Annotated in this window: 5 protein-coding genes; 1 reads left to right on the top strand and 4 read right to left on the bottom strand. The window is 61.6% G+C overall.

Going from position 1 to position 5,638, the window contains the following annotated elements:
- Positions 1-971 precede the first annotated feature (971 nt).
- From ACLHHB_RS02710 to ACLHHB_RS02700, 3 genes are all read right to left on the bottom strand, one after another.
- Complete coding sequence (locus tag ACLHHB_RS02710; protein WP_410216746.1) at positions 972-1,856, bottom strand: DMT family transporter; 885 nt, start codon at positions 1,854-1,856, stop codon at positions 972-974.
- Between the two features lie 967 nt (positions 1,857-2,823).
- Positions 2,824-3,312, bottom strand: coding sequence for a hypothetical protein (locus ACLHHB_RS02705; RefSeq protein ID WP_410216745.1), 489 nt, complete (start codon positions 3,310-3,312; stop codon positions 2,824-2,826).
- A 424-nt stretch (positions 3,313-3,736) separates the two neighbouring features.
- Positions 3,737-4,201 carry a very short patch repair endonuclease gene (locus ACLHHB_RS02700; protein WP_410216744.1) on the bottom strand — a complete coding sequence of 155 codons (465 nt, stop codon included), beginning with the start codon at positions 4,199-4,201 and terminating at the stop codon, positions 3,737-3,739.
- 90 nt (positions 4,202-4,291) lie between these two features.
- Here ACLHHB_RS02700 and ACLHHB_RS02695 point away from each other — a divergent pair, with 90 nt between their 5' ends.
- Complete coding sequence (locus ACLHHB_RS02695) at positions 4,292-4,690, top strand: hypothetical protein (RefSeq protein WP_410216743.1); 399 nt, start codon at positions 4,292-4,294, stop codon at positions 4,688-4,690.
- A 202-nt stretch (positions 4,691-4,892) separates the two neighbouring features.
- Here the strand turns inward: ACLHHB_RS02695 and ACLHHB_RS02690 are convergent.
- A partial coding sequence (locus tag ACLHHB_RS02690; RefSeq protein WP_410216742.1) for an amidase family protein occupies positions 4,893-5,638 on the bottom strand: 746 nt, incomplete at its 5' end.

Below are 5,638 nucleotides of genomic sequence, written 5' to 3'. Positions count from 1 at the left end.
CATCGTGGACAGGACGCGGCGGTCCTCAATCTCGGGCGGAAATATGAAGCGGCCACTGACTGGATCGCGCACGGGCCTGCCATCTGAGGGGCGGAGATTGCGGAGGCAGCCTGGCGTTATCGCGTATGCCACACGCGTCCGACCTTTACTGCGGCGCGAGACAACCATCACGCCAAAGCGCCGCTTTCCGATCGCTCACACCCGCCCCAGCAGTCCTTGCCGGGCAATGTCCTTGGTACGACTCAAGCATACGAAAACTGCCCGTCCAAGGCCTCTCCATTGGTTTGTGATGACTCAGCCGGAGCTCGAAGGCGGGTAACGGCAGAAGCAATCCCGCAGGGGACCGATATCTCTGTGATCTTGATCGAGCACCTGTATCTTGGCTTGCTTGAACAACTCGCTCTCTGGCTCATTGACGCGCTTGAGCCAAGTTACTTGAACACAGCCTCCTTCCCAACAGCAGGCAAAGTGAAAATGCTTGCACGCTGTGACAAGTGATCCTGCTTCCGATGATGATTGCACTGATCTGGCTCAGCAAGCTGCGAGCTTTGAATATCTTGTAAAGGAACGAAACTGGCCGGCATGTTCAAGAAAATTCTTTTATCACCAAGAACTGTCAGCAGCGGCTTCTTTACTTAAAAACCGTATTTAGAAGGCTTGGAAGAAGAGGCGCTCACCAGTTCGCCGACACGCAGCCGTTGGTATTTCACAGGCGGCTCTCTGTCGCATGGGGGGAAAGACAACCCATGGAAGGACATGGCAGGTCGATAGCCGTGTCAAGGCTCGACCAAGAACAGCGATGCCCTGCGGCGCAACCTTGGCCTCCTGATCCCATGGGTCATGCCAGTGGCGCAGCAGTCGTGTCATGCTGCCGGTCAGCCCGGGAACGGTGCAGCCATGGCACATACCCCAAGCAAATTCAAAAGATTGACGCGATGAAATTGGCTGGGAAATGACAGGTCCAGAGGTCGTCACTGGTCCTGAGAGCCTCGTGCGGCTGCCCCAGCCATTTGATCCAACTCAACCGTTCCTTTTTGCCCGCGCCACAGGATGAAGAGGCCCGACAGCACGATCAGCCCCGACCCTGCCAGCATGCCGACGGTCAGCGTCTCACCGAACAGCAGGATACCCAATGCGGCACCGAACAGAAGCCGGGTATAGCGGAACGGCGTGACGGCCGACACATCCCCGGTGCGCATGGCCTTCATCAGGCATGAATAGGCTCCGATGCCGACAAGAACGGTGCCTGACAGCAGCAAGCCGGCGCGCCCATCGGGAAACCGGAACGCTTCGCCCTGCCACAGGGAAAACAGCAGGCCTGCAACCGCCAGAGCCAGAAAGCCGTAAAGGCCGAGGATGGCCGTGCTCAGGCTGCGCGGCGCAGCGCGACTGGCCAGATCACGGCCTGCAAAGCCCAGCATGCCGACCAGCGCCAGAAGCGACAGGACCGAGAAACCCTCTGTGCCCGGCCGGAGGATGATGAGCACGCCCATCAGGCCAAGGGCGATGGCGGTCCACCGCCTCCAGCCCACATGCTCTCCAAAGATCAGGGCCGCAGAGGCCACCACCACCAAAGGCGTCGCCTGCAGAATCACGGTCGCCGTCGAAAGCGGGATCAGCGCCAGGGCCAAGACATAGAACAGCCGCCCGGTGATCTCAAAGAGCACGCGGATCCGCATTGCAGGCGAGACAACATCCGGCGTCACGAGGGTGTCGCCCTGACGACGCGCAATGGCCGCAAAGATCACCGCACCGCCCAAGCCGAAGAGGGCCATGATTTGGCCGACAGGCAGAAGATCGGACACCGCCTTCACAAGCGCGTCCTCTATGGCAAAGGCGGCCATGGCAACGATCATCCAAGCGGCGCCGACAATGTTCTGGCGGTGGAGGGGCTCGGTCTTCAAGGTCACGTTCCCTCTCATGCGGCACGGCAGCTTCTCCACTGCGCTTATGCCACCTTGCGAGTTCGCGCAAACATCTTACGAATTTGCTGATGCAGCGCCATCGACGATGCTGAGCGTGACCGGATGCTGCAGGAGGTTGGATGTTGACCCACGGCAAACAAGCCACTCCCTGATCATGCGCACTTTTTTCTTCCTGACATAGGAAATTTACTTGTGATGGACAGTCGATGACTGAGCGTTGAATCAGACGATCACCGAAGCTAGATGCGATTGCAGTGAGGCAGTGGGGGATGAGAATTTGGCGTGGTGCGTAACGACGCGGCGCCAGTCCTTAACCTGCCCTTTAGGGTCCTCCTCGGCCACGTGCACGGGCGGTGAGCAATGTCCCAAAATTTTCCTGGACAAGACACAAGTCCAAGGTCGCACCCAGCCCTTCACGCGGCACCCCACTGTCCGTAGCTCATGTCGACGCCTTGGTAGTTGCAGCGCCGGCCGTCGATGATCTTGGCTTCCGACCCCGGGTTGGCCTTGATCCTCAGGATGTCCCCGACCCTATGAGGCCAGCATCGATGAGGTGGGAGACCTTCACTTCCTTCCAATCGCCAGGAGCACCGCCGGCGGCGCTCGGCTGCGGTTGCGGACTCGCTGGCAGCGTCTGTGCCGGGCGCGGCTCGGCGACGGGCTGCGGCAGTGATGGCGTGGCATCCGGGCGCTCGCCGGGCAGCCGGCTTCCGATACGAAGATCCAACCGGGCCAGCGCCTCCCGGATCTGCAGCGGCGCGAGATCCACATGGTCGGCCTAGATGCGTTTGCGGATGAGGGTGATGAAGGCCGGATCGCCGGAGAGCAGCGTGCGGAGCGCCGCCTCAACCCGCCTATCTGCGTGATCCCTCTGCCAAGCACGGTCGATCTCGCGGTCCTACATGGCGGACTTGGCTGGAAGGCTTAGGCTGTCGATGGCGATAATCTCGTCCGCAAGATCGGTGATATCGAAGCGGCGGAAGATCTTGTCGGCCGCCTCGCCTTCCGCATTGGCATGGTAGATCGCCCAGATCCGCCCGTTGGTGAGCACGCACCAGTTTGCACCCTCGTCGGTGCCGTATTTCATTGCCTGGCTGATGAATCGGGGATCGTCGATGCTGTCGTTGATGGCCTTGGCCTCGGTGAGCATCACCACCCGCCCGCCGGTGAAACAGGCGATGTCTGCCCTGCCGCCGCCGGAGGATTGCAACTCCTCGCGAACCTTGGTCAGATCGAGCGTGTCCCATCCGATCGCGGCGAGCATCGGCATTACGAGCTTCTGAATGGTGTCCCGCTCGAAGACGCGGATGAGCCCTGCATGCGCATTTTCGATCACCTTGCGGGCGCGGGCAATCTCACGCTGGATCCGGGGAGCCAATTCATTCATCGAAAATCTCGCCTGTGCAGGTAGTTCAAGGTCATGGCCTTCGGCGATTGAGAAGGCGTGCCTTCCGCAGCTCTGCCGCAGACTGCTCACGTGGGATTGCGACGACAGCATGCCTCGCAGCCCCATGCCGGCCAACAAGCGAAGCGAACGGCCGGGGCTTTGTCAAAACCCACCAGCGCAGCGGTGCCGCGGGGCGCTTCCGAGGAGTTGGAGTATTGCTGTCCTCTCCTGGCTATTGCCCCTGTCGTTCGAGCCGGAAGTCGGGTGTGAGCGTCCCGGAGGCACAGCAAGGGGCTACGAAGCGGCAATCAGGCCTCGATCGCCTGCATCAGCTGCCGGATGCCGATCAGCGCCACCATCCGCTTGATGTTGTAGGCCAGCACTTGCAGTGCCACCTCACTGCGCACGTTCTTTAGCCGCCGGATCAGGAAACGGGTGTGCCGGCACCACCGATGTCGATCCTGTCGGCCGTGCCATCTCTTATGAAATCGACAAGATTGCTTAGCGTGGATGGCGCACTGGACCTCTGCACGGCACATTCCCAGACCACCGCAGTCCTCCAGCCTAAGGCGGCCAAGTCATCGAGGGCCCGCTGGTCCCGGGCCATGTTGGCCCTGAATTTCGCGGACCAGAACTCGACATTCGTCGAGGGTGTCGTCGCTTTGCGGCAGCCGTGATGTCGGTGCCAGAAACATCCGTGGACGAAGATCGCGGTGCGCCACTTCGTCAACACGATATCTGGTGAACCCGGGAGCCTGCGCTGATTGAGCCGGAACCGGAAGCCCATGGCATGAAGAGACCTGCGAACCAGCAACTCGGGCTTGGTGTCACGTCCACGGATCCTTGCCATAACTTCGGAGCGGGTCTGTCTGTCCATCACGTCGGTCATATGTCCGACATGGGGCTTCCGGTCCGTCGTTTCCACCTGGCACGGGCATGAACTTTTCCTCTATGACGGCATCGAAAAGTGGGGGATGCCATGACCATCAATTACGGGATCATCGATCTGTTCGCCGGTCCCGGTGGTCTGGGGGAGAGGTTCTCCCGGGCTGGCCGAGAGCCGGGGATGCCGATGGAGATCCGCATGTCGGTCGAGATGGACCAGCATGCGGTTGCCACGCTGCGTCTCCGATCGTTCCTGCGATCCTTCGAGGACGGGCCGCCTGACGAATATTACCGGGCACTCGAGGGCGGGGAAGGTTTTGGCCGCATGCTGCAGCGCCATCCCGATCGTTGGCAGGCCGCCTGCAGCGAGGTCAGACAGCTCGTGCTGGGCGAACCGGGCGTGTTCGAGAGCATCGCCCCTACATTGGACATGACGCGTGAGGAGTTCGGCGGCAACACGATCCTAATCGGTGGTCCGCAAGAAACAACATGAGGTGAATGAAATGGATAAACTTGTCAAAGATATCAGGCTGATCCAGATCGTGCGGTGGCGATCAATCGCGCCGCGGCAAGCAAGAACGTCCGGTCTGGGGTTGCTGCAAGGCAGCGCTTGACTGGAGCCGTCTGGCAGCTATGGGCCGGTAAGGTGCAGTCCTCGGCAGAAGCGGATCGGCTGCCTCCGCAATCTCCGCCCCTCAGATGGCAGGCCCGTGCGCGATCCAGTCGGTGGCCGCTTCATATTTCCGCCCGAGATTGAGGACCGCCGCGTCCTGTCCACGATGGCCGATCAGCTGCAGCCCCATTGGCGTGCCCGCTGCCCCGAATCCCGCCGGAACGCACAGCGCAGGCAGGCCGGTGAGGGAGGCGGGCACGACAACCTCCATCCAGCGGTGGTACGTGTCCATCGCTCTGCCCGCGATTTCCTGCGGCCAGTGCCAGTCAGCGTCGAAGGCAAAGAGCCGCGCCGAAGGCAGAGCCAGGATATCCACTTCCATGCCGGCCGTGCAGCGGAACCAGTCCGAGCGGATGGTGCTGGCCCTACGAATGTCCGCAGCGGTCGCTGCAAGGCCCCGCTCGATTTCCCAGTGCAGTTCAGGCTTCACCAGTTCAGGCGATTTCCGCAGCAGCGGCGCCAGGTTGCCGGCGATGGTCCAGCTGCGCAGCAGGGTCCAAGCCTCCCACAGCGCTTCGGCCGGAAAGGGGGGCGTCAGGGCCGTGACGCTGTGACCCAAGTCCTCGAACACGCGGACGGCTGCCTCGCACAGTTCCAGAACCCCCGGCTCCATCGCATAGGCGCCACCCCAGTTGCCCAGCCAGCCGATCCTCAGCTTCGCATCCGTTGCTTCGGGGCGATAGGGCCCGCTGGAATGCGGATGCCTCGGGTCATGCTCCGACTGGATGGCCAGCAGAAGTTCAAGATCCCGGATCGACCGCGCCATCG

The organism is Paracoccus sp. (in: a-proteobacteria) (genome assembly GCF_046462195.1).
Classification (GTDB): domain Bacteria; phylum Pseudomonadota; class Alphaproteobacteria; order Rhodobacterales; family Rhodobacteraceae; genus Paracoccus.
Note: the sequence above shows the minus strand (reverse complement) of the source record. Positions and strands in the feature narration are given on the sequence as shown.

Excerpts from the sequence above, each read along its gene's own strand:
- ACLHHB_RS02710 (WP_410216746.1), bottom strand. The coding sequence starts at position 1,856 with ATGATCGTTGCCATGGCCGCCTTTGCCATAGAGGACGCGCTTGTGAAG.
- ACLHHB_RS02700 (WP_410216744.1), bottom strand. The coding sequence starts at position 4,201 with ATGACCGACGTGATGGACAGACAGACCCGCTCCGAAGTTATGGCAAGG.
- ACLHHB_RS02705 (WP_410216745.1), bottom strand. The coding sequence starts at position 3,312 with ATGAATGAATTGGCTCCCCGGATCCAGCGTGAGATTGCCCGCGCCCGC.
- ACLHHB_RS02695 (WP_410216743.1), top strand. The coding sequence starts at position 4,292 with ATGACCATCAATTACGGGATCATCGATCTGTTCGCCGGTCCCGGTGGT.